We start from the raw sequence: 21,601 nt of genomic DNA, 5'->3' as shown, positions 1-21,601 counted from the left end.
GCGAATTTCGGACTGGACCGCGGCAGGCTTATGTCAATTTCACAAACGGCGCCGACCTGGCGGGCGGCGTTCCGCAGTCTTCACTACAATAGACCTGCGGCACGGCGCATTGGCACCCAAGAACCACAGAAATGTGTCGGTTCACCGTCCATTCAAGAGAACGCGGCGGGCGCCCGACACTTTACAGAACCACACGTCTTATAGGACGGGCCTAGGCCTCTGTAACACTCTAAATGACTGCCTGTTTTATCCTTGAATCGGATAGGAGACATGCAGCTGTTCGGAACGCGCACCCTCGGCAATCCCTGGGCGAACATGTTCCCGGCAATAGCTAAATGGCAATCTGACAGATAGGCCTTGCGCGAACATAGCGGTCGGCAAGCGCCGCGATTGACGACGCATCCTCCCAAAACATGCTTGTAACGAGCAATGCGGCAAAAGCAGGATCATCGGACCGACTGTTTGTCGATCCGATGATTGTCCGCGATGAGAGATCGCCGACGATCAGGCGCCGGTGTAGCGGCGCAGGACCAGCGAAGCGTTCGTGCCGCCGAAGCCGAAGGAGTTCGACAGCGCGACGTTGATCTCGCGCTTGCGCGCGACGTGCGGCACAAGGTCGATCTTCGTTTCGACGGACGGATTGTCGAGGTTGAGCGTAGGCGGCGCGATGTTGTCGCGAATCGCCAGCGCCGAGAAGATCGCTTCGACAGCACCGGCAGCGCCGAGCAGGTGACCGATTGCCGACTTGGTCGAAGACATCGAGATCTTCGACGCGTGCTCGCCGACCAGGCGCTCGACGGCTCCAAGCTCGATCGTGTCGGCCATGGTGGAGGTGCCGTGGGCGTTGATGTAGTCGATATCGGCAGCCGTCAGACCCGCACGCTTCAGCGCCATCTGCATGCAGCGATAGGCGCCGTCACCGTCTTCCGACGGAGCGGTGATGTGGAAGGCATCTCCCGACAGGCCGTAACCGACGACTTCCGCATAGATCTTCGCGCCGCGCGCCTTTGCGTGCTCGAGCTCTTCGAGAATGACGACGCCGGCGCCCTCGCCCATGACGAAGCCGTCACGGTCGACGTCATAGGGGCGCGAGGCTTTTTCCGGGTTGTCGTTGTGCTGGGTGGACAGCGCCTTGCAGGCGGCAAAGCCCGCGAGCGAGATACGGCAAATCGGCGATTCCGCACCACCGGCAACCATGACGTCGGCGTCGCCGAGCGCAATCAGGCGGCTGGCGTCACCGATCGCATGCGCGCCGGTCGAGCAGGCGGTGACGACCGAGTGGTTCGGGCCGCGAAGCTTATGGCGGATCGACACCTGGCCCGAGGCGAGGTTGATGAGGCGACCGGGAATGAAGAACGGCGAGATACGGCGAGGACCCTTGTCGCGCAGCGTGTAGCCGCCTTCGACGATGCCTTCGAGACCGCCAATGCCCGAGCCGATCAGGACGCCGGTGGCGATCTGGTCCTCGTCGTTCTCCGGCTTCCAGCCGGCGTCGGCCAGCGCCATGTCGGCAGCGGCCATCGCGTAGACGATGAACGGATCGACCTTGCGCTGTTCCTTCGGCTCCATCCAGTCGTCGGCATTGAAGGTTGCGTCGGTGCCGTCACCGAAGGGAATGCGACAGGCGATCTTGGCAGGAAGGTCCTCGACCTCGAATTCGGTTACCTTGCGCGCAGCATTGTGCCCTGCAAGCAGGCGCGCCCACGTCGCCTCAGTTCCGCAACCCAAGGGAGATACCATGCCGGTACCGGTGATAACGACACGTCTCATAGTCCGCGACCCACCCTGACTTTTCAACTTCAGAGCCGGATCGGACCACGTGTGACGAACCCGATCCGGGCATCTATTTTAAGGTTCTTATTCACGACCAGGGGGAAAAGCGGGAAACGCTTGCTGATCGAAACCCGCAAATGCGGGACAGCCCACTTCCCTGGGCTGAAACGGGCCGCTTTAGGCGGCCCGTCTACGGCCTTAGCCGCTCAGATATTAGGCCTGAGCCTTTTCGATGAACTTGACGGCGTCGCCGACAGTCAGGATCGAGTCAGCAGCGTCGTCCGGAATTTCAACGCCGAACTCTTCTTCGAAAGCCATGACCAGTTCGACGGTGTCGAGCGAGTCCGCGCCGAGGTCATCGATGAAGCTTGCGCCTTCGCTGACCTTTTCGGCGTCGACGCCAAGATGATCAATAACAATTTTCTTTACGCGTTCTGCGATATCGCTCATGTCGGAGTTCCTCGACCTTCGTTTCTGTGGGCGCCTATTCCGGCACCGGTACTCTTATGTAAGCCTGATAGACCAAGACGGCCTACCCGGCAATCCATCCAACCGGAACTGCGGCAAACCCAGGGCAGCCAAGGCTGCCGGACACCTGGCGGGACCGGTCGACTGCTAACAGTCATGGCCCGATTAACACGGTTTAAGTCTGCCGCAAAGTCCGAAAATGCCTGACATTCGCTTGCTCAACATTGAATTTCAGGCATTTGGCAGGCGGTATCCCGGGACGGTGAATATCACCCGCCGCACAATCTCGACGGGCGACATATCCCGGGAACCGGATCAGATCATGGCCATGCCGCCATTGACGTGAATCGTCTGGCCGGTGACGTAGCCGGCCTCGTTCGACGCGAGATAGGCGACGGCGGACGCAATCTCCGCGCCGGTGCCCATGCGCTTCATCGGGATCGCGCCCATGATCGCGTCTTTCTGCTTGTCGTTGAGCTTGCCGGTCATCGCGCTTTCGATGAAGCCCGGAGCGACGCAGTTGACGGTGACGTTGCGCGTCGCGATCTCCTGGGCCAGCGACTTGGAGAAGCCGATCATACCGGCCTTGGAGGCGCAGTAGTTCGCCTGGCCCGGGTTGCCGGTGACGCCGACGATCGAGGTGATGTTGACGATGCGGCCGAAACGGCGGCGCATCATCGGATGGGTGAGTTCGCGCGTCAGGCGGAAGACTGCGGTCAGGTTGACCTCGAGAACGCTGTCCCAGTCCTCGTCGCTCATGCGCACGAAGAGCCCGTCCTTGGTGATGCCGGCATTGTTGACGAGGATATCGACGCCGCCGAGTTCAGCCTCGGCCTTTTCGCCGAGCGCCTTGACTTCGGCACGGTCGGAAAGGTTCGCCGGGAAGAGCTGTACGCGATCGCCAAGTTCATTGGCGAGCGCTTCCAGCTTTTCGACGCGCGTGCCGTGCAGGCCGACGGTCGCACCTTGGGCGTGCAGCATGCGGGCGATTTCCTCGCCGATACCACCGGATGCGCCGGTGACGAGAGCCTTGCGGCCGGAAAGATCGAACATCTCTTTGATTCCTTGTAACTGGTGCGCGTTTTCGACGGCTTACGCGAGCAGTGCCGCAAGAGCCGTGTCGATATCGGCAGGCGTGTTGACGGCGATACCGTTGACAGTCTTGTCGATCCGGCGGGCAAGCCCGGTCAGGACCTTGCCGGAACCGAGTTCATAAAGCGTCGTGGCATTGTTGGCGGCGAACCATTCGACCGTCTCGCGCCAACGGACCTGACCAGTGACCTGTTCGACGAGCAGTCGGGCGATCTCGTCGGCATCACTAACGGGTGCTGCGAGCACGTTGGCGATCACGGGCACGACGGGGTTGCGCTTTTCCACCTTGGCCAGCGCTTCGCGCATGGCGTCGGCGGCCGGCGCCATCAGGCTTGAATGGAAGGGAGCCGAGACCGGCAGCATCAGCGCACGCTTGGCGCCTTTTTCGGAGGCGAGTGCGGCAGCCTTTTCGACCGCCGCCTTCTCGCCGGAAATGACCAGCTGACCGCCGCCATTGTCATTGGCGGTCTGACAGGAACCGAGGGCCGAGGCTTCGCGGCAGACGGCTTCGACATCGGCATGTTCAAGGCCAATGATCGCGGCCATCGCGCCCTTGCCTACCGGTACCGCCGCCTGCATCGCGTTGCCGCGAATGCGCAGGAGGCGCGCTGTGTCGGCGATAGAGAAGGTGCCGGCAGCGCAGAGTGCCGAATATTCGCCGAGCGAATGGCCGGCGACGAAAGAAACCTTGGACTTGAGATCGAGACCCTTGGCTTCGAGCACCCGGATCACGGCCATCGATACGGCCATCAGCGCCGGCTGCGCGTTCGCAGTCAGCGTCAGCGTTTCTTCGGGGCCGCTCCACATGATCTCGGATAGCTCCTCGCCGAGCGCCTCGTCAACCTCGGCAAAGACAGCAGCGGCTTCCGGAAAAGCGTCCGCCAGATCCTTGCCCATGCCGACAGCCTGGCTGCCCTGGCCTGGAAACGTGAATGCAATGCTCATGGGATAGTCCCTTCCCTAGATCACTATGATTTTGGGTCGAATCGACACAAAATCATAGTGATCGGTTCTTATGAGTTAGAGCGGGACGCTGGCGGATAACCGCACATGCTTTTCATTACCCCGCTCCGGTTTCCTCTCCATTCACATTCCTGAACGGCGAGTCAAGCGCGCAAGGCCTGCCGAACCGGGCCGGAACCGCCTTTTGCCCTTGATCTTCAACAATCAAGGCGTAAGTTTGCCGCCCAAGCCGACCTGCCCTTCGACGATCTCCGGGGCGGAGGCCATCACTCCATTCCGGGCGCGCGCATCCTCCTCCCACAGGGTCGACGCACGTCTTTCACAAGGATCCTTATTCAATGCGTTACAACACGCTTGGCCGCACCGGCATCAAGGTCTCCGAAATCTGCCTGGGCACCATGACCTGGGGCTCGCAGAATTCTGTCGCCGAAGCGCATGAACAGCTGGACCACGCCTTCGAAAAGGGCGTGAACTTCATCGATACGGCGGAACTCTATCCAACGACGCCACTCTCGCCCGAAACCTATGGCAATACCGAGCGCATCATCGGCGAATGGCTGACGAAGCGCGGCAAGCGTGAAGACGTGGTGCTGGCGACCAAGGTCGCGGGCCCTGGCCGGCCCTATATCCGCAATGGCAGCCCAACCACGCCTGAAGGCATCGACCAGGCGATCGACGCCAGCCTCGAGCGACTGCGCACCGACTATGTGGATCTCTACCAGATCCATTGGCCGAACCGCGGTCACTATCATTTTCGTAATGCCTGGTCCTATGATCCGACCAAACAGGACAAGGCGCAGGTCGCCGCCGATCTCCGGGCGATCCTCGACAAGCTCGGCGATCTCGTGAAGGCCGGCAAGGTCCGCGCCATCGGCCTTTCCAACGATACGGCCTGGGGCACGATGAAGATGATCGACATGGCAGAGCGCCACGGCCTGCCGCGCGTGGCATCGATCCAGAACGAATACAATCTGCTCTATCGCGCCTATGACCTCGACCTTTCCGAACTGTCGCATCACGAGGACGTAGGCCTGCTCGCCTATTCGCCGCTCGCAGCCGGACTGCTCAGCGGCAAGTATCTGGACGGCGCGAGGCCGACGGGCTCCCGCCTATCGATCAACGGCGATCTCGGCGGCCGCTTCACGCCACACCAGGAGCCGGCGGTTGCGGGCTATGTCCAGCTCGCACGTGAACACGGCCTCAACCCCGCGCAGATGGCGATCGCCTTCTGCCTGACGCGGCCGTTCATGGCTTCCGTCATCATCGGTGCGACCTCGATGGAACAGTTGAAGACCAATCTCGGCGCCGCTGACCTCACGTTGTCGCAAGACGTCGTGAACGGCATTCGGCGGCTGCACCGTCTCTACCCCATGCCGATCTGAGGGCGAGAAACGATCGCCGATGGCCGTGCCCCAGACGAAAGCGGAACTGCTCAAGGCGATCGAGGTCCAGTTCGCCAAGCTGATGCGCGAACTGGAAAAGGTTCCTGACGACAAGTACCGTGAGCCGACACTCGACGCGCATACCAAGGGCACCACGATGAGTGTCGGCGACCTCGTCGCCTACCTCATCGGCTGGGGTGAACTCGTGGTCAAATGGATCGACCGCGATCAGCGCGGCGAACCGGTCGACTTTCCCGAAACCGGATACAAATGGAACGAACTCGGCAAGCTTGCGCAGAAGTTCTACGGTGACTCGCAGGCTCTTTCGGCATCGGAACTCCTCACTCGCCTGAGGCGCAGCAAGAAAACGCTGGAAGCGATGATCGAGTCGCGGGACGACCATGCGCTCTACGGCCAGCCGTGGTACGGCAAATGGACCCTTGGCCGTATGATTCAGTTCAACACGTCCTCACCCTACGCCAACGCCTCAGGCCGTTTGCGCAAATGGAAGAAGGCCCAAGGGCTCGGTTAAATATCTAAAAGGCAGACCAAGCCTTGCCTTCCGCGGAAAAATGCGTATAAGCGCGCTGTTCGAAATGCCCGGTCTTCTGGCTGGTGGCTGAACGGAGGGCCGGTTTCCCGCGAGGGTGCCGTCAGGAATGGAAAGACATTCCGGCCTCCCGTGTCTCCGCTCTCGACCGTCTCGATACAACACTTTCTTGCCGGCTCATTGCAGCCCATAAGAACAGTCGTTGAGGCTTAGCCGCCGAGGTCCGGGCTGATTAACGCAAGAAAGGCAAGCCACAATGGCTCTTTATGAACACGTATTCCTGGCCCGCCAGGACATCACGCCGCAGCAGGTCGACGCTCTCGTCGAGCAGTACAAGGGCGTGCTCGAAGCGAACGGCGGTAAGGTCGGTCGCGTTGAGAACTGGGGCCTGAAGTCCCTCACCTACCGCATCAAGAAGAACCGCAAGGCTCACTACGTTCTGATGGACATCGATGCTCCGGCACCGGCCGTTCACGAAGTAGAGCGTCAGATGCGCATCAACGAAGACATCCTGCGCTACATGACGATCGCCGTCGAGAAGCACGAGGAAGGCGCGTCTGCCATGATGCAGAAGCGCGACCGCGACGACCGTCCGCGCCGCGATGGCGACCGTCCGGAGCGTGGCTTCGGCGACCGTGGTCCGCGTCCGGACCGTGGCGACCGCGAAGACCGCCCGCGTCGTCCGCGCGAAGACCGCGCGTAATCAAGAAGCTTTAGGAGATAAAGACAATGGCTGAAGTTTCTTCCGCTCCGGTTCGTCGCCCGTTCCACCGTCGCCGCAAGACCTGCCCCTTCTCGGGTGCAAACGCTCCGCGGATCGACTACAAGGACATCCGTCTGCTGCAGCGCTACATTTCCGAGCGTGGCAAGATCGTTCCTTCCCGCATCACGGCCGTTTCCCAGAAGAAGCAGCGCGAACTCGCCCAGGCGATCAAGCGTGCACGCTTCCTCGGCCTGCTGCCCTACGTCGTTTCCTAAGAACGGCTGATTTCCGTCAGTCAACTGACTCGGCGGAAACCGACTTGAAGGGAGAGGCGCTCCCGTTCGGTGAGCGCCTCTTTCTCTCCCTTCCGCGGTGGGCGCGGATCGGAATCGGTGCGAAAGCGCCAAAATCCCATGCTGGGGCCGGGCTTTGCCATCCCCTAACTGCACGAAGCAGGACAGCGAACGTGACGAATGTGAACAGGACATCGCTGCTGACCGGCGTTCTCGCCGGCTTTACCGCCGCCCTCTTGTCGATGGGCGCGAATACGCAGTCGTCTCTTGCCATCGTTCTCTATGCTGCTTCCGCACTACCGATCCTGATTGCCGGTCTTGGCTGGGGCAATGCTGCGGCCATCACCGCGATCGTCAGCGCGGGCGCCACCGCTGCCGCGCTCGTCTCTCCCTATTTCGCGCTGCTCATTCTCGTCGTCACGCTGATTCCGGCCGGCTGGCTTAGCCACCTCGCCAATCTCGCCCGCCCGGCCTCCGAACTCGGCGGTCCGGACGAAGCGCTCGCCTGGTATCCGCTCTCCGACATCCTTAGCCACCTCGCCGGTCTCGTGACCGTCGGCATGATCATCGTCGGCTTCATCGTCGGCTATGGCGCCGACATTTCCGACCGCATGGTCGATATAGTCATCCAGGCGGTGAAGGCACAGGACCCGGGCTACAATCCGGACGTGACAGCTATTGCCCAGATCAAGTCGCTCTTCACACTCGCCTTGCCACTCGTCCAGGGCGCGATCTGGGTGCTGATGCTGTTTACCGCCTATTACGTCGCGACCCGCATCGTGCAGATGTCGGGCCGATCGCTGCGCCCGCGCGAGGACATCCCCTCCACGCTGCGCATGCACCGCAACGCGATCTTCATTTTTCTCGGCGGCCTCGTCCTCACCTTCCTCGGCGGCGCACCCGCAACGATCGGCGCGCTGATCTGCGGAACTTTCGGCGCGGGCTTCCTGCTTGCCGGTTTCGCCTCCTTCCATTTCCGCACGCGCGGCAAGTCCTGGCGGCTTCCCGTGCTGTGGATCGCATACCTGTCGGTGTTCGTGTTCACGATCCCGGCATTCTTCTTCCTCCTGTCCGGCCTGATCGATACGCGACGCACCATCGCGGTCACGCCGGTTGGAAAAAACTGACCAACGAACTGGAACACTGAAAGGAAACCAACATGGAAGTCATTCTTCTCGAACGTATCGCCAAGCTCGGCCAGATGGGCGAAACCGTAAAGGTTCGCGACGGCTTTGCCCGCAACTACCTCCTGCCGCTCGGCAAGGCGCTGCGCGCCAACGCCGCCAACAAGGCCCGTTTCGAAGCTGAGCGTTCAACGCTCGAAGCTCGTAACCTCGAGCGCAAGTCGGAAGCCCAGCAGGTTGCCGAAAAGCTCGACGGCAAGTCCTTCATCATCGTCCGCTCCGCTGGCGAAACCGGCCAGCTCTACGGTTCGGTTGCTGCCCGCGACATCATCGAGACGCTCGCTGCCGAAGGCTTCAACGTCGGCCGCAACCAGGTTGACCTCAACCACCCGATCAAGTCGATCGGCCTGCACCAGGTAACCCTGCACCTGCACTCGGAAGTCGAAATCTCGGTCGAAGTCAACGTTGCACGTTCGGCTGAAGAAGCCGGCCGCCAGGCCAAGGGCGAAAGCCTGACCTCGGCCGACGCTATCTACGGCGTCGACGAAGACGCGCTGAAGCCGGAAGACTTCTTCAACCCGGAAGCCGAATTCGAAGGCGAAGAAGAATAAGCCTTAGCGGCCATTCCAATCGCGAAAGCCCGGATCATCGATCCGGGCTTTTTTCTTGGCCGCGCTACGGCGACCTGGTGCGGCTTCGATCACAGGCGGCGCGACAGGCGATGCCGTCAAAGTCGCAAGACGTTGCGATGGCCTTACTATCCGCGCGCGGCAACCGGCACGGCGCGGTTGGTCGCCTGAGCCGGCATCGTCCGCACCGGAGCATTCTTGTCGACGCTCACGACGACTGAGAGGCCGGGCGTGAGCATTTCGGCCAGTGGCTGACCGGGATCGACCACAATCCGAACGCCGACACGCTGGGCCACCTTTGTGAAGTTGCCGGTGGCGTTGTCTGCACGGATCACGCTGAACTCCGAACCGGCTGCGGGCGAGAAACGCTCGATATGCCCCATCAGCTCGCTCTTCTGCAAAGCGTCGACCTCAATCGTGACAGGTTGTCCGGCCTTCATGCCATCGAGCTGCGTCTCCTTGAAATTTGCGACCACCCACACGTCGTTTGGCACCAGAGCGAGAAGCTGCGATCCGGCCGTCACATATTGCCCGATCCGGGCGCCGATCTCACCCAGCCTGCCATCACGTGGCGCGACGATACGGGTGTTTTCGAGATCGATGCGCGCCAGTTCGACGGCTGCCTCTGCACCGGTCACGGCCGCCTGCAATCCGGCGCGGGCACCAAGTGTGGTTGCCAGAGCCTGCTTCGACACCTGCAAGCCTGCCTCGGCCTGGTTGACGGCAGCATTCGCCTGCTCGAAGCCGGCGCGGGCCTGGTCGGCGTCGCTGCGCGTCGACACGCCCTTGTCGGCAAGCGGGCGAATGCGGTCCCAAGTGGCGCGCGCCCGATTGAAAGCCGCCTTGGCGCTGTCGAGCTGAGCTTCGCTGGCGGCGATGCCGGCCGTGGCGGACAGTTCCTGCTGATAGGAATTGGCAAGCGCCGCCTTCTGTCCGGCAAGCGTCGCTTCGGCCTGGGCCAGCTTCTGCGCATAAATGCGGTCGTCGATCTTCACCAGCAGCTGCCCGGCCTTGACCGTCTCGTAGTCGTGTACCGGAACGTCGGCAACGTAACCCGAGAGCTGCGGACTCATGATCGTGACATAGCCACGCACATAGGCATTCTCCGTCATCTCCACCGAGCTGTGGAACGGTGGCAGCCGCCAGGCATAGAGCACGAGGGTCATGCCGGCGATGCCGGCAAGCAGCACGATGATGGTCGTTGGGGAGCGAAGGAACTTCAGCATGGTCATCAACTCGATTGATCAGGCAGCCAGTATCGGCGCAGGGCCAGTCAGCCTCTGCGTGAGCCAGTTGCAGGACATGTGCAGGAGCAGGCCCGCGAGCGCGAAAAGCGCGATCGCCGATGCCAGCAGGAAGGCGTCGTTGTAGGCGAGGATGTAGGCTTCCCGTGTCACCTGCTGCGACAACAGCAGGGTGCCCTCGCCATTCAGCAAGGTCTTGTCGCCCATTACCTTGCTGTAGGCGGCGGAGAGCTGGTTGACGCGCTGGGCAACCAGCGGGTTGGACAGGACGATCTGCTCGGCCAGAATGTTGGAATGGAATTTCTCGCGTATCGTGACGAAGGTCCCGAAGGCCGCAGAGCCGATCAGGCTGCCGATGCTCTGGGTGAAGAGGAAGATCACGATGAAGCTGAGGATGTAGCTCGGCCCCTTCATCAGCGCGGCCTTGAAGCCGCGCGCCATCGCCGGCGGCAGGAAGAGCGCGGTGCCGGACGCAATCATCGCCTGGCTCATATACATTTGCTCGGGCCGCGTCAGGCTTGTCGCCTGGCTGTCCAGGTAAGCGCCGGTCGCCAGCAGCCCGAGCGCCAGGATATGCACGCGCTCCGCATGCTGCGGGTTCATCAGCACGGCACAGAGCAGACCGCCAGCAATCGCCGCTGCGAGGATGATCCAATAGAGCGTCGCGACCTGTTCGAACTGGAGGCCGATCTGCTGGTAGAAGTTCGTGGCGATCGTCGATTGCTCGGAAGCGACCAGGCGGAAGATCAACAACACTGCGGTGAAGTGGATGATCTCCTTCGAGGCGATCCAGCGCACATCGATCAGCGGCACCTGGCGATGAAGCTCGATCAGCACCACGGTCGTCAGTGTCGCGATCGATACGACCAGGAGAACGCCGAGCCAGGGTGCTTCGAGCCACCAGTAGAGACGGCCCATGGTCAGCACGATGGCGAGGCAGCCGAAGGCGATGGCGACCAGCAGGTAGCTCAGAATGTCCATGCGCTGAATGACCTTGGCGTGCGGCACCGGCGTCAGCGGCAGAAGATAAATGATCGGCAGCGCGATCAGCGCCAACGCCATCTCGAGCGTGTAGAGCGCATGCCATTGGCCGTATTCAATCAGGGTCGGCGAGATGAGTCGTGTGATCGGCGCGGAGATCGTCGTGCAGGTGAGCGCCAGTGCGAGGCCGGCCGTCAATTTGCGCGCCGGCGGAAAGGCTTCGAGCATGTAGAGGAAGCCGAGTGTCGACATCGGCGCAGCCGCGATGCCGCTGATGAAGCGGACGACGACGGCGGAATGCAGATCGGAAACGAAAACGTTCATCAGCGATACGATGACGAAGCCGACGATGCTGATTTCGGCAAACCGACGCAGCCCGTATTGGGCGCGAATCTTCACCAGTGCGATCGACAGGCTGACATTAGGCGCCATGTACGCCGCCGAAAGCCAGCCAGCCTCCACGGAGGTTGCCGAGAGCGAACCCTGGACCTGCGTGAGATTGGCCAGCGCCAGGTTCATGCCCAGGCCCTGCGTCAGGAACAGAAGAACGGAACCGACGACATAGACCGCCGACAGCGCCAGGCTCTTGTCGGCTGGGGCTGGCACCGGCGCCGGGACTGGGGCGGGTGCGACGGGAGCAATCTCCTCCAGGTCGCTCGCCTCGTCTGTTTCCAGCGGTGCGACACCGCGATTGTCGTTTGCAGCAGCGGTCGCGACTGCGCTCATCGCTGTCACTCCCGCGCCAGGGACTGAACGTTGTCGGCGATCGCCCGCACCACACGCTTGGTCACGGCAAGTTCGGTCGCATCGATACCATGCAGCACTTCGGCTCGGATTTCGTCGGCAAGTTTGAGGATTTCGTCAGCGACCGAGCGACCGAAGTCGGTCATGTGGATCTGCTTGGCGCGCCGGTCGGTGGCCTCGACCCTCCGCTCGATGAAACCCTGCTTCTCCATGCCATCGAGCAGGCGCACCAAAGTCGGGGTTTCAATATCGAGCTCATCGGCAAGCTCGCGCTGGTTCAAGCCATCCTTCTTGGTCAAGGCGAAAAGCGCGCGGGCCCGCGACAGCGTCAGCCCCCTCTCCTTCACCCGAGCATCGAACACGGCCCGCAGCTTGCGATTGAGCAGCGACAGGGCATCGAACAATTCGCGGTTCACGGTCGGCTGATACATTGATACCTTTTCCATATTACTAGCATGCTAATTATTTTGCCTCTATCTAATCCAATCGCTGCCGATTTTCAAGATGGAGATTTGAGCGGAATGGGGAGAGGGCTACACTTGCCTAGCCCGGTTGGGTGATTCGCTCGTCAACGTCCAACTTTGTGGGAAGGCGAGAATCTACGCTTTTGTGAACTTGGCCTGTGGATCAGTCGAACAACGGGAAAAGCGCGAGGCTCTGATGAGACGCTTTGTGAGTGTGTCCCCCCTGCACTTGACCCGGCTCGCGGTAGATCGCAAACCGGTGCCACACCACATAGAGGCAGAGATAAAACGACATGAATGACGCGGCGCGAAAGCTATCCCCTATCAGCAAGGATCAGGTGGACCAGCACTATCGCGAGGCGCCGAACAACCTTGAAGCCGAACAGGCTCTGCTCGGCGCGATCCTCGTCAACAACGACGCCTTCTATCGCGTCTCGGACTTCCTGAAGCCCGTCCATCTGCATGAGCCGCTGCACCGCAAGATCTATGAGGTAGCCGGCGATATCATCCGTATGGGAAAGACAGCGAACCCGGTCACCATCAAGACCTTCCTCAAGGCTGACGAAAAGGTCGGCGACCTGACCGTCGCGCAATACCTCGCGCGCCTTGCCGCCGAAGCAGTTTCGATCATCAACGCCGAAGACTATGGCCGTGCGATCTACGATCTGGCGCTTCGCCGCTCGCTGATCACGATCGGCGAGGACATGGTCAACATCGCCTACGACGCGCCGCTCGACATGCCGCCGCAGGGCCAGATCGAAGACGCCGAACGCCGCCTGTTCGAACTCGCTGAAACCGGCCGCTACGATGGCGGTTTCCAGTCGTTCAACGACGCGGTGGCGCTTGCAATCGACATGGCGGGCGCTGCCTTCGAGCGCGACGGCAGCCTCTCCGGCATTTCCACCGGCATCCTGTCGCTGGACGCCCGCATGGGCGGCCTGCAGCGCTCGGACTTGATCGTGCTTGCAGGGCGCCCCGGCATGGGCAAGACCTCGCTTGCCACCAACATCGCCTACAACATCGCAGCCGCCTACGAACCCGAAGTCCAGGCCGACGGTTCTTTCAAGGCCAGAAACGGCGGTGTCGTCGGCTTCTACTCGCTCGAAATGTCGTCCGAACAGCTGGCAACCCGTATCATCTCCGAGCAGACCGAAGTGTCCTCGTCGAAGATCCGTCGCGGTGATATTTCCGAGGCCGATTTCGAAAAGCTCGTGGCCTGCTCGCAGATGATGCAGAAGGTGCCGCTCTATATCGACCAGACCGGTGGTATCTCGATCGCCCAGCTTTCCGCCCGCGCCCGTCGTCTGAAGCGCCAGCGCGGCCTGGACTGCCTGGTGGTGGACTATATCCAGCTCATGACCGGCTCGGGCAAGTCGAGCGACAACCGCGTACAGGAAATCACCCAGATCACCACGGGCCTGAAGGCGCTCGGCAAGGAACTGAACGTTCCGATCATCGCGCTATCACAGCTCTCCCGTCAGGTGGAAAGCCGCGAAGACAAGCGCCCGCAGCTTTCCGACCTTCGTGAATCGGGTTCGATCGAGCAGGACGCCGACGTCGTGCTCTTCGTGTTCCGCGAAGAATACTACGTGAAGAACCTGGAGCCGCGCGACGAGTTCGATCCGAAATACGAAGAGTGGAAGATGAAGATGGAGCAGGTGAAGGGTACGGCAGACGTGATCATCGCCAAGCAGCGTCACGGACCGACCGGTACCGTGAAGCTCGCCTTCCAGTCGGAATTCACGCGATTCACCGACCTCGCCGATCCCTCCTTCACCCAATACGAAGAACACTGACGTTCCGTGGGGGCGGCCGGAGCGGGATGGGAAAATGTTTGCGGTTTCCCATCCCGCTCTACTTCACGAAAAGCCGCCTAACCTTGGGGCCAACCGCCACCGTCATCTACCAGGCGCCGCCCAAAACCTGACGCAATAGCGCTACCGAAATTACCCCGACGGCAACGGATGCCAGGAGCGGCAGCCTGGTTGCAGCAACGGCCGTCGCCGCAGCCGCAATCGTTTCGGCCGGACCGGTAACCAGTGCCGTCGGAGCGATGACCGCCATCAGAACCGCCGGCGGAATGGCCTCAAGGGCGCGTTTCTGCCCCTCTCCGATCGTCACGTAGCGGATGAGCACGAGCCCGCCGATACGGGTCGCGATTGTCGCGGCCGCCATGGCGAAAATCGCAAGCAATGTGTTGAGATCGACGATCACGCGTGGGCCTCCTTGCGTCCGCCTGAAAGCATGGCCACGACGACGCCTGCGGCAGCCCCGGCAGCGATATACCAGACGCCCGGCAGCAATTGATGCGTGACCACGGCCGCACAAGCGCTTGCGGCCAGGACGGCGCCGGTTTCTCGGCCCTTCCAGAACCCCATGACCAGAATGATGAAAACGGCCGGGAAGGCGAAGTCGAGACCGATGACCTTCGGATCGCCCAGCAAGGCGCCAAGCATTGCCCCCGTCAGGCTCGTCAGCACCCAGGCGCAGTAGAAGGGAATGGCGAGGCCGGCATACCAGGCCGGCGTCAGCTTGGCGTTACCCGCGCGCATCTCGGCCATCGCCCAGATTTCATCGGCGAGAAGCAGCATCGACGCATAGCGCGCCGGCCCGGAGAAGCTGTGAAGCTTGCCGCCGATCGAGGCGCTCATCAGCACGTGACGGATGTTGACGAGCAGAGCCGAGAAACCGAGGGCCGCCCAGGACGCCGGATGCGTCCAGATATCCATGGCGACGAACTGCGACCCACCGGCAAAGACCAGCGCACTCATCAGCGTCACCTCCGCCGGTGTCAGCCCCTTGCCCGCCGCCACCGCGCCAAACACCAGGCCGATCGGCATGACGGCGACGATCAGCGGCGTCATCGCCATCGCCGCGGCCCGAAATTCCTGAAATGTACTTCTCTCCTGCAACGTCCCGGTCTCCATTCCCATGCGAAAACGGAGAACGTCTAGACCGCACATCAGGTCCCGTATTGAACGAAAGTGATCAGCCGGCGCGGAAGGCCCCGGGTGTCACGCCGGTGCGGGCTTTGAAATGGCGGCTGAAATGCGCCTGGTCGGCGAAACCGCACTGATAGGCGGCATCCACCGCCGACCAGCCATGCCTGAGCAAGGTCTTGGCAGCACGAACGCGCTTGTCGGTGAGGAAGGCATGCGGCGTGATATGGAATTCCTTGCGGAAGGCGCGGATCAGATGTGCGCGACTGAGCCCTGCGACCTTGGCGAGTTCCTCGAGCCCGACATCGTCGGCGTAGTTCTCGGTGAGGAAATCCCGGGCCCGATGCACGGCGGACTGCTCGCGCGTCTCGATCGGAGTGATGATCGTACTGCCGTGCCTTTCGAACATCGCCGCAAGCACACCGAACATTCTTTCTTCGGCCTCGAGCGTGCCGCCGGCCAGCTCAAGCGTTCGGTGCGCCTGATGAAAGGACAAGGCGAGGTCCGGGTCCTGCAGAACACGCTTCGAGAACGACGGCGTTCCCCTGAAGGCGCGACCGGTCACATCCTCTATGATATTCACCAGCAGATCGGCGCTCGGATAGACCATGCGGTAACGGTAGCCGCTGCCGCCGGGGTGACCGTCGTGGATTTCGTCGGGATTGATCAGGTAAAAGTCCCCGGGACCAGCTTCCGAGCGCTCGCCCTTGATCTTGCTGATCTGTGAACCCGCCTCAATGGCGCCAATGCTGAAGGTCTCGTGTGCATGCGGCGCGAATTCATGGGTGATGAAGGTCGCCGTCAGGCATTCCATCCCCATGAAACGAGCGTCCCGCCAGAAGCGTGTACGCTCGCCGCCCTCAATCGGCGTGTCATCGATGGCCTGTTCCTGCGAAATCGTCTGCATGCGGGAAACATAATGCGCCGAGGCGGCTCCGTCTTGCACAAAAGTGCTCGGTTCCAGACACAGCTCGCGTGAAAGTGCGGTAGGCGAACATTTGCGACCATGCGCCGTTGGCTGTATTGCTCTTCGGATCGTCCACGAAGGTGTCCGGCATGCTCCCCCCAGAATTCCTCTCCGCTTCCAACCGCCTCACGATCGATCTGCGCGCGCTTGCCGATAACTGGCGGGCGATGAATGCGCGCTCGGGCAAGGCACGGGCGTCGGCGGTCCTCAAAGCGGACGCCTATGGCCTCGGCATCGATCAAGCAGCCCCTGCCCTCTATGCTGCCGGTGCGCGCGACTTCTTCGTGGCCAATGCCGAGGAAGGCGAGGAACTGCGGCCGCTCGTTCCGGAGGGGCGCATCTACATTCTCGCGGGCATGTGGCCGGGAAACGAAGAGTTCTTCTTCGACAACGACCTGGTGCCCGTCATCAATTCCGATGAGCAGCTTGCCGTGTTCATGGCAGCACTTTCCGAGCGCGGCGACTACCCCTGCGTCCTGCATATCGATACCGGTATGAACCGGTTGGGCCTGACGGTCGAGGCAGCGGTGGCGCTTGCCAACGACCCGGCGCGACCCGCAAGCTTCTCTCCCGTGCTGATCATGAGCCACCTCGCCTGTGCCGACGAACCGCAGCATCCGCTGAACGCCTACCAGCTCGGGCGATTCCGCGAAGCGACGGCCGCCTATGAAGGCGTCGATGCCAGCCTTGCCAATTCCGGCGGTGTGTTCCTCGGGCCCGACTATCACTTCGATCTCACCCGACCGGGCATCGCCGTCTATGGCGGCGAAGCGGTCAACGACATCGCCAACCCGATGACCCCGGTCGTGACCGCCGAGGCACGGATCATTCAGATCCGCGAGGTCGCGGCTGGCGGCACGGCGAGCTACGGCGCTTCCGCCCGCTTCGACAGGGACAGTCGCATCGCCACCGTGGCGGTCGGTTACGCCGATGGCTACCATCGCTCGGTCTCCGGCGGCGGCGTGACTCTGCGGCAGGCAACGCCATCGGGGGCATTCGGTTTCCTGCACGGCAAGCGCGTGCCGCATGTGGGTCGCGTCACCATGGACCTCAGCCTCTTCGACGTCACCGACCTACCGACAGATGCGGCGCGGCCGGGCGATTACATCGAGCTCTTCGGCCGCAACATCGCCATCGACGACGTGGCGCGCGCCGGCGGGACGATCGGCTATGAGTTGCTGACCAGCCTCGGGCGTCGGTACATCAGGAACTATGTCGGCGCCGTCTGACGCGGTTTTCCTGCGTTTTCCCGCAGGCTTCATTAAAATTCACCTTTTGTTCCGCGTTTCGCGGCATTATGTGACGACACAAGTGATTCTCCCGTCACTGCAGTATCGCCGCGCGCGAGCGTCGGTGACCTTTCCAGATTTCGAAAGTCGACCCTGATGGCGAAAGCCCGCACACAATTCATCTGCCAGAACTGCGGCACCATCCACACCCGCTGGGTGGGTAAATGCGAAGGCTGCGGCGAATGGAACACGATCATCGAGGACGATCCGACAGCCGGCATCGGCGGTGGACCCTCGCGCGCGCCAAAGAAGGGACGCCCGGTTGCGCTCACCACACTTTCCGGCGAGATCGAAGATGCGCCACGGATCCAGACAGGCATTTCCGAACTCGACCGGGTGACCGGCGGGGGCTTCGTTCGCGGCTCGGCGCTGCTCGTCGGCGGCGATCCCGGGATCGGAAAATCGACGGTGTTGATGCAGGCGGCCGCCGCCCTCTCGCGCCGCAAGCACCGCGTCATCTATGTCTCGGGTGAAGAGGCTGTGGCACAGGTGCGGCTGCGCGCGCAGCGTCTGGGTGCCGCCGACAGCGACGTGCTGCTCGCCGCCGAGACCAATGTCGAGGACATCCTGGCAACGCTTTCCGAAGGTAAACGGCCGGATTTGGTGATCATCGACTCGATCCAGACGCTCTGGAGCGACATCGTCGATTCGGCGCCCGGCACCGTCACCCAGGTCCGCACCGGCGTCCAGGCGATGATCCGCTTTGCCAAGCAGACGGGAACCGCCGTCGTTCTGGTCGGCCACGTCACCAAGGAAGGCCAGATCGCCGGACCGCGCGTCGTCGAGCACATGGTCGATGCCGTGCTTTACTTCGAAGGCGACCGTGGCCACCATTACCGCATTCTGCGCACCGTCAAGAATCGCTTCGGGCCAACCGACGAGATCGGCGTGTTCGAGATGTCCGACAAGGGGTTGCGCGAAGTCGCCAACCCATCGGAACTCTTTCTCGGTGAGCGCAACGAGAAATCCCCGGGCGCGGCTGTCTTTGCCGGCATGGAAGGCACCCGCCCAGTGCTCGTCGAAGTGCAGGCGCTCGTTGCCCCGACATCGCTCGGCACGCCGCGGCGCGCCATCGTCGGCTGGGATTCAGCCCGTCTGTCGATGATCCTCGCCGTGCTCGAAGCCCATTGCGGGGTAAGGCTCGGCCAGCACGACGTCTATCTCAACATTGCCGGCGGTTACCGCATTTCCGAGCCCGCTGCCGATCTAGCTGTGGCTTCCGCACTGGTTTCATCGCTTGCCGGGCTTGCCCTTCCTGCGGATTGCGTCTATTTCGGCGAAGTCAGCTTGTCGGGCGCCATCCGGCCGGTTGCGCATACCGCACAACGCCTTAAAGAAGCCGAGAAACTCGGGTTCTCACAGGCGGTCCTGCCGTCCGCGTCCACCGAATTGCCGAAAAACGGCAATGGCCGATGGAGCGAAATGGAAAGCCTGCCGGATCTGGTGGCGCGCATCGCGGGTTCGCGAAACGCGCTGAGACCGGCGGAGAACGAGGACTGAAGACGCGGATGCCGCAGACCGTCCTCTACTGCATAAGCCCTTAGATCCGGATCGATCTAGGGACAAAATTATGCAGCAGATCTGAGCGTTGCAGCGACCTTTTGCACGTCCGAAAAGACGCGCAGCGCTGTGAGGGCCGCGAGCAGGCTGCAAATGCCCTGGACATCAGGCAGGGCCGATGGCGGATAGGCTTGAGGAGACCCGGACGAACCGGGTCCGGAGTAAGGACAAAATGCCCATTACAATTCTCGACGGTATCGTTCTCGGCGTCGCCCTGTTTTCCGCAATCCTGGCCATGGTTCGAGGCTTCTCGCGCGAGGTGCTCTCGGTCGCGAGCTGGGTAGGTGCGGCCGCGGCGGCCTATTTCCTCTACCCGCAGCTTCTGCCCTATGCCAAGCAGTACACCAATAGCGATACCGTCGCGCTGATCGGATCGGCGGCGGTGATCTTCCTGGTTGCGCTGATCATCATTTCCTTCATCACCATGCGGATTGCCGATTTCATCATCGACAGCCGCATCGGTGCGCTCGACCGCACGCTCGGCTTCCTGTTTGGAGCCGCTCGCGGCATTCTGCTTGTCGTCGTCGCAATGCTGTTCTTCAACTGGCTCGTCGCACCGCAGCAGCAGCCGGGCTGGGTCACCCACGCGAAGTCGAAACCGCTGCTTGACAATCTCGGCAACAAGCTGATCGCGCTGCTGCCGGAAGAAGCCGACGCCACGATTCTCGACCGCCTGCGCGGCAAGGATACGACCGGCGAAGGTGAAGGCGAAGCACCGGCAACGGCACCCGGCCAGGCACCGACGACGACGCCGGAACAGGCGCCCGCCGACGACGCTCCGGCCACCAACGGCTGAGACAGGAACGATTTGCCGACAAAGCCCGCCCCGCGGGCTTTGTCCTTTTGGGGAATAACGCTTGCAGCCGTTTTCAGCTAAGATCGCTTGAAGACGGCGGGCCTGATCACGATATGCGCACCGGTACGGAGCAAAGGCGACTGTGATGACCGATCTGAGATCCATGGAAATCCACGATGAACTCGAAGGCGATGAGCTGCACGAAGAGTGCGGCGTCTTCGGCATATTGGGGCACTCGGACGCGGCGGCGCTGACGGCGCTCGGCCTGCATGCGCTCCAGCATCGCGGCCAGGAAGCAGCCGGCATCGTCACCTTCGACGGCAAGCAGTTCTGCACCGAGAAACGCATGGGCCTCGTTGGCGATCATTACACGGATCCCGCGACGCTGGCGAAGCTGCCGGGCTTCATGTCGATCGGCCATACCCGCTACTCGACGACAGGCGAAGTGGCGCTGCGCAACGTGCAGCCGCTCTTTGCCGAACTCGAAGTCGGTGGCATCGCGGTCGCCCATAACGGCAACTTTACCAACGGCCTCACCCTTCGCCGGCAACTGATTGCCGACGGCGCAATCTGTCAGTCGACCTCCGACACTGAAGTCGTCCTGCACTTGATTGCGCGGTCCAAGCAGACCTCCTCGTCCGACCGCTTCATCGACGCCATCCGCCAGATGGAAGGCGGCTATTCGATGCTGGCGATGACTCGCACCAAACTGATCGCTGCGCGCGATCCGATCGGCATCCGCCCGCTCGTCATGGGCGAACTCGACGGCAAGCCGATCTTCTGCTCCGAGACCTGCGCACTCGACATCATCGGCGCGACCTATGTTCGCGACGTCGAGAACGGCGAAGTGATCATCTGCGAAATCCAGCCCGACGGTTCGATCTCGATCGATGCACGCAAGCCCGAGCTATCGCAGCCGGAGCGGCTCTGCCTGTTCGAATACGTCTATTTCGCCCGGCCGGATTCGGTCGTGGGTGGCCGCAGTATCTACGTTTCGCGCAAGAACATGGGCATCAACCTCGCCAAGGAAGCGCCCATCGACGCGGACGTGGTGGTTCCGGTCCCGGATGGCGGCACGCCGGCGGCTCTGGGCTATGCGCAGCAGAGCGGCATCCCGTTCGAATACGGCATCATCCGCAACCACTATGTCGGCCGTACCTTCATCGAGCCGACGCAGCAGATCCGCGCCTTCGGCGTCAAGCTCAAGCATTCGGCCAACCGTGCGATGATTGAGGGTAAGCGCGTCATCCTCGTCGACGATTCGATCGTGCGCGGCACGACGTCTGTGAAGATCGTGCAGATGATGCGGGATGCCGGCGCGCGTGAAGTACATGTCCGCGTCGCCAGCCCGATGATCTTCCATCCCGATTTCTACGGTATCGACACCCCGGATCGCGACAAGCTGCTCGCCAACCAGCATGCCGACCTCGCGTCCATGTGCCGCTATATCGGCGCCGACTCGCTCGAGTTCCTGTCGATCGATGGCCTCTATGAGGCAGTCGGCGGCGAAAAGCGCGATCCCAAGGCACCGCAATTCACCGACCACTATTTCACCGGGGACTATCCGACCCGCCTTCTCGACCAGGAAGGCGCCAGCAATGTCCGCAAACTTTCGGTTCTCGCCAGCAACGGATAATCAG

At 62.0% G+C, this 21,601-nt stretch carries 21 protein-coding genes; 11 read left to right on the top strand and 10 right to left on the bottom strand.

Features of this window, described 5'->3' with window-relative positions:
- Positions 1–504 precede the first annotated feature (504 nt).
- From fabF to fabD, 4 genes are all read right to left on the bottom strand, one after another.
- Complete coding sequence (gene fabF, locus LAC81_RS04390; protein ID WP_223726868.1) at positions 505–1,770, bottom strand: beta-ketoacyl-ACP synthase II; 1,266 nt, start codon at positions 1,768–1,770, stop codon at positions 505–507.
- Between the two features lie 216 nt (positions 1,771–1,986).
- A complete protein-coding gene (locus tag LAC81_RS04385) occupies positions 1,987–2,223 on the bottom strand; it encodes an acyl carrier protein (protein WP_003531676.1) in 237 nt (78 codons plus the stop codon).
- Positions 2,224–2,556: 333 nt separating this feature from the next.
- Positions 2,557–3,294, bottom strand: a complete 738-nt coding sequence (fabG, locus tag LAC81_RS04380; protein WP_223726867.1) for a 3-oxoacyl-[acyl-carrier-protein] reductase — start codon at positions 3,292–3,294, stop codon at positions 2,557–2,559.
- Between the two features lie 39 nt (positions 3,295–3,333).
- Positions 3,334–4,278, bottom strand: coding sequence for an ACP S-malonyltransferase (fabD, locus tag LAC81_RS04375; RefSeq protein WP_223726866.1), 945 nt, complete (start codon positions 4,276–4,278; stop codon positions 3,334–3,336).
- 356 nt (positions 4,279–4,634) lie between these two features.
- On the opposite strand from fabD, the gene LAC81_RS04370 reads away from it, so the two are divergent.
- The 6 genes from LAC81_RS04370 to rplI all read left to right on the top strand — a co-directional run bounded on the left by LAC81_RS04370 (position 4,635) and on the right by rplI (position 8,959).
- Positions 4,635–5,678, top strand: a complete 1,044-nt coding sequence (locus tag LAC81_RS04370) for an aldo/keto reductase (RefSeq protein WP_223726865.1) — start codon at positions 4,635–4,637, stop codon at positions 5,676–5,678.
- A gap of 19 nt (positions 5,679–5,697) precedes the next feature.
- Positions 5,698–6,210: a ClbS/DfsB family four-helix bundle protein gene (locus tag LAC81_RS04365; protein WP_223726864.1), complete on the top strand. Its 513-nt coding sequence runs from the start codon at positions 5,698–5,700 to the stop codon at positions 6,208–6,210.
- A 274-nt stretch (positions 6,211–6,484) separates the two neighbouring features.
- A complete protein-coding gene (gene rpsF / locus LAC81_RS04360; RefSeq protein ID WP_113536832.1) occupies positions 6,485–6,931 on the top strand; it encodes a 30S ribosomal protein S6 in 447 nt (148 codons plus the stop codon).
- Between the two features lie 26 nt (positions 6,932–6,957).
- Positions 6,958–7,206, top strand: coding sequence for a 30S ribosomal protein S18 (gene rpsR / locus LAC81_RS04355; protein WP_025426448.1), 249 nt, complete (start codon positions 6,958–6,960; stop codon positions 7,204–7,206).
- 191 nt (positions 7,207–7,397) lie between these two features.
- Positions 7,398–8,351 (top strand): DUF2232 domain-containing protein, encoded by a 954-nt coding sequence (locus LAC81_RS04350; protein WP_223726863.1) that lies wholly within the window; start codon positions 7,398–7,400, stop codon positions 8,349–8,351.
- Between the two features lie 32 nt (positions 8,352–8,383).
- Positions 8,384–8,959: a 50S ribosomal protein L9 gene (gene rplI, locus LAC81_RS04345; protein WP_113536830.1), complete on the top strand. Its 576-nt coding sequence runs from the start codon at positions 8,384–8,386 to the stop codon at positions 8,957–8,959.
- A gap of 146 nt (positions 8,960–9,105) precedes the next feature.
- Here the strand turns inward: rplI and LAC81_RS04340 are convergent, their stop codons facing one another.
- From LAC81_RS04340 to LAC81_RS04330, 3 genes are all read right to left on the bottom strand, one after another.
- Positions 9,106–10,203, bottom strand: coding sequence for an HlyD family secretion protein (locus LAC81_RS04340; protein WP_223726862.1), 1,098 nt, complete (start codon positions 10,201–10,203; stop codon positions 9,106–9,108).
- Between the two features lie 18 nt (positions 10,204–10,221).
- A complete protein-coding gene (locus LAC81_RS04335) occupies positions 10,222–11,721 on the bottom strand; it encodes an MFS transporter (RefSeq protein WP_235693171.1) in 1,500 nt (499 codons plus the stop codon).
- 212 nt (positions 11,722–11,933) lie between these two features.
- A complete protein-coding gene (locus LAC81_RS04330; protein WP_113536828.1) occupies positions 11,934–12,377 on the bottom strand; it encodes a MarR family winged helix-turn-helix transcriptional regulator in 444 nt (147 codons plus the stop codon).
- Positions 12,378–12,703: 326 nt separating this feature from the next.
- Between LAC81_RS04330 and LAC81_RS04325 the strand changes: the two genes are divergently transcribed.
- Positions 12,704–14,206 (top strand): replicative DNA helicase, encoded by a 1,503-nt coding sequence (locus tag LAC81_RS04325; RefSeq protein WP_112995436.1) that lies wholly within the window; start codon positions 12,704–12,706, stop codon positions 14,204–14,206.
- Between the two features lie 106 nt (positions 14,207–14,312).
- Here LAC81_RS04325 and LAC81_RS04320 read toward each other — a convergent pair whose 3' ends face one another.
- From LAC81_RS04320 to LAC81_RS04310, 3 genes are all read right to left on the bottom strand, one after another.
- On the bottom strand, positions 14,313–14,624 hold the full coding sequence (locus tag LAC81_RS04320; RefSeq protein WP_223726860.1) for an AzlD family protein: 312 nt from the start codon (positions 14,622–14,624) through the stop codon (positions 14,313–14,315).
- Positions 14,621–15,274, bottom strand: a complete 654-nt coding sequence (locus tag LAC81_RS04315) for an AzlC family ABC transporter permease (RefSeq protein ID WP_223727761.1) — start codon at positions 15,272–15,274, stop codon at positions 14,621–14,623. The genes LAC81_RS04320 and LAC81_RS04315 overlap by 4 nt, the downstream gene beginning before the upstream one ends.
- 124 nt (positions 15,275–15,398) lie before the next feature.
- Positions 15,399–16,256: an AraC family transcriptional regulator gene (locus LAC81_RS04310; RefSeq protein WP_223726859.1), complete on the bottom strand. Its 858-nt coding sequence runs from the start codon at positions 16,254–16,256 to the stop codon at positions 15,399–15,401.
- Between the two features lie 149 nt (positions 16,257–16,405).
- Between LAC81_RS04310 and alr the strand changes: the two genes are divergently transcribed.
- From alr to purF, 4 genes are all read left to right on the top strand, one after another.
- Positions 16,406–17,545 (top strand): alanine racemase, encoded by a 1,140-nt coding sequence (alr, locus tag LAC81_RS04305; protein WP_223726858.1) that lies wholly within the window; start codon positions 16,406–16,408, stop codon positions 17,543–17,545.
- Positions 17,546–17,701: 156 nt separating this feature from the next.
- Positions 17,702–19,105, top strand: a complete 1,404-nt coding sequence (gene radA / locus LAC81_RS04300) for a DNA repair protein RadA (RefSeq protein ID WP_113536824.1) — start codon at positions 17,702–17,704, stop codon at positions 19,103–19,105.
- Positions 19,106–19,337: 232 nt separating this feature from the next.
- Complete coding sequence (locus tag LAC81_RS04295) at positions 19,338–19,961, top strand: CvpA family protein (protein WP_223726857.1); 624 nt, start codon at positions 19,338–19,340, stop codon at positions 19,959–19,961.
- 145 nt (positions 19,962–20,106) lie between these two features.
- On the top strand, positions 20,107–21,597 hold the full coding sequence (gene purF / locus LAC81_RS04290) for an amidophosphoribosyltransferase (RefSeq protein ID WP_223726856.1): 1,491 nt from the start codon (positions 20,107–20,109) through the stop codon (positions 21,595–21,597).
- Positions 21,598–21,601: the final 4 nt, after the last annotated feature.

Source organism: Ensifer adhaerens (genome assembly GCF_020035535.1).
Classification (GTDB): domain Bacteria; phylum Pseudomonadota; class Alphaproteobacteria; order Rhizobiales; family Rhizobiaceae; genus Ensifer.
Note: the sequence above shows the minus strand (reverse complement) of the source record. Positions and strands in the feature narration are given on the sequence as shown.